Source organism: Asaia sp. SF2.1, assembly GCF_000505765.1.
Classification (GTDB): Bacteria; Pseudomonadota; Alphaproteobacteria; order Acetobacterales; family Acetobacteraceae; genus Asaia; species Asaia bogorensis.
This window is the reverse complement of the sequence record NZ_AYXS01000048.1, coordinates 587-3,293: the sequence shown is the minus strand read 5'-3', so window position 1 is coordinate 3,293 and position 2,707 is coordinate 587. Positions and strand designations below refer to the sequence as shown.

Annotated in this window: 1 protein-coding gene and 1 pseudogene; one reads left to right on the top strand and one right to left on the bottom strand. The window is 56.6% G+C overall.

What is annotated here, in order from left to right:
- The coding region (locus P792_RS32920) for an MFS transporter (protein ID WP_023979611.1) at positions 1–978 on the bottom strand (978 nt) is incomplete at its 3' end.
- Positions 979–1,508: 530 nt separating this feature from the next.
- Here P792_RS32920 and P792_RS36165 point away from each other — a divergent pair.
- Positions 1,509–2,707 (top strand): annotated as a pseudogene (locus P792_RS36165) (transketolase); the annotation flags it as partial.

Here is a 2,707-nt window from a genome sequence, read left to right as displayed (position 1 = left end):
GGTGCTCAGCGTCGAGCCAATGCCACCCATGATCATGGTCGTGTAGCGCCAGCTCAGCTTGTCACTCACAATGCCCAGGAACAGGTTGAAGAAGATATTGCTGATGAAGATGGCCTGAAGCACGGCCAGCCACTGGCCCATGGTAAAGCCAAGTGTATGGGTGAAATAGAGCGGCATGAACACTAGGAAGCCGAATTCAGCAGAGGTGTTGATGGCACGTACGATGCAGCCAATGCCAACTTTGGGGCGCTGCCAGCCAATGGCCAGCGACATGAACAGCGTCTTGAGTGCTCCGTTGTTGCCCGTTTCGACGCGAGGCACGCGGTTCATGCCGAGCAGGGCCAGTGCACCACCGAAGACAACGAAGCTCAGAGCGACCCACAGGGTTGCATAACCACCAATGATGGGCAGCAGGACACCGGCAATCGTCGTACCCAGCGTGGGCAGACCTGCCGTGAAGCAGAACCAGAACCAGCCAACGGCGGAGCCCAGTTTCTGCACGGGCGCCGTGTTCACAACCCAGACGAGAAAGCCGAAGGCGAAGAGCGGATAGCCAAAGCCACGCAGACCGTAGAACAGCGTGATCAATGTCCAGGACTTGGACGGCAGGGCGAAACCCAAGAACCCGATCTGGAACAGGATCCAGATGGCCAGACCGACAAGCATGACCTTGCGGCTGCCCCACATGTCGGAAAGGGCACCCGAGGCCCAGGCCGATACAGCTGCCGTCAGGCCATAGATGGTGAACAGGCCGGCAACGTCATGCTCCTGAAAGCCGAGCGAGACGAGATAGGGAGAGAGGTAACCACTCTCTACGCCGTCACCGATCATGAAGAGCAGAGTACCGATAAAGCCCCAGATCATGATCGGCGGAATGCCGGCCCATGAGATGAACCGTCCGAAAGCCGTCTGTGGCTCAATGTCTGGCAAAGTGTCGGTTGCGGACCGTGCCCCGCCGACGAATGTCCCGCCTGCCATTGTGTTTCTCCTGAGTCTCAAAAAAGGCATCTTGCTGCCCTGCAGCGTGCCTGGCCCGTCCTCCTTTGCGCGGGTTGTCCCCCTCCGGCAAATCACAAAAAAGAGTTATAGTTACCAGACGGTCTGTTCGTATGAGACATTCAGGCTGTCAGAGTTGGTATGATAAACGTTTTTTAATGAGATCATATAAGAACTTTTGTAGAACGCGATCTGTATTACCACCCCAAGGTGACAATAATTTGAATTGTCTACCCATGAAACTCTGTATTCGACAGATATAAGTCTTACGCTTATACCTAGGCCGCATTCCGGCTAACCATCACGCCATTGTGCATGGATTGTATGAAAATCTCATAGTTATATATTTCTATTCAATGGCTACATTGCTTGTATGGTATTCTCTTAATGCAACAAAATGGGTATTATTCATGCTTCGCAAAACAAGCTTCATGAACAGAGTTTAATACATATCATTTCATCAGCCGAATCTAACATTGCGGCCACTGGCCGGATCAGACCGAGGGCTTCTCATGACAACCCGCAAGCAACGCGCCAACGCCATCCGTATCCTGGCCATAGATGCCATCTTCAAGGCCCAGTCCGGCCATCCCGGCACGCCAATGGGCATGGCTGATATCTCTGAAGTGCTGTGGCGTGACGTGATGCGCTACAACCCGGCCAATCCGGGCTGGTGCAACCGTGACCGCTTTGTCTATTCCAACGGCCACGGCTCGATGCTGCTCTATGCCCTGCTGCATCTGAGCGGGTTCGACCTGACGATCGAGGACATCAGGCAGTTCCGCCAACTCCATTCCAGAACGCCCGGACACCCCGAATTCGGCTATGCACCCGGAATCGAAACCACCACCGGCCCGCTGGGCCAGGGTATCGCCAACGCTGTCGGGATGGCGCTGGCAGAAAAGACTCTGGCCGCCCAGTTCAATCGCCCCGGTCTACCCATCGTCGATCACCACACCTATGCCTATGTGGGTGAAGGTTGCCTGATGGAGGGCATCTCGCATGAAGCCTGCGCTCTGGCGGGCACGCTCGGGCTCGGCAAGCTGATCACCCTCTATGATCGCAATATGGTCACCAATGATGGGCCGATCGACGGGGTTTATACCGATGATACGCGCAAGCGTTTCGAGGCCTATGACTGGCAGGTGATCGGCGAGATTGACGGGCATGACCCCGATGCTGTGCTTAGCGCACTCAACGCAGCACGCGCCGAAACCACGCGCCCTAGCCTGATCATCTGCCGTACCACCATCGGTCAGGGTTGTTCCGAAGGCTATGCCGGTACCAACAAGGTGCATGGCGGTGTTCTTCCCGCCGATGAAATCGCCAGAATTCGTGAGCGTCTGGATTGGGCCAGTCCGGCTTTCGAGATTCCTGACGCCATCTATCGCGACTGGGATCATCGCCCAGCCGGAGAGGTGGCCGAGGCCGCTTGGAACGATCTGTTCTCCCGCTATCGCGATGCCTATCCGGATCTGGCTGCCGAATTCACCCGCCGTCAGGCCGGCGCCTTCCCCGCAGACTGGGCAACCCTGTCGCGTGAGTTCGTCGCCACCCTGCAGGCAGCCCCCAGGGATATTCCCTCGCGCAAGGCATCGCAGAACGCCATTGAGGCCTTTGCCCCCCATCTGCCCGAAATGTTCGGCGGCTGCGCCGATATAACCCCAAGTTGCCTCACACGCTGGTCAGGGTCTTCCTCTGTCTGCTTCGA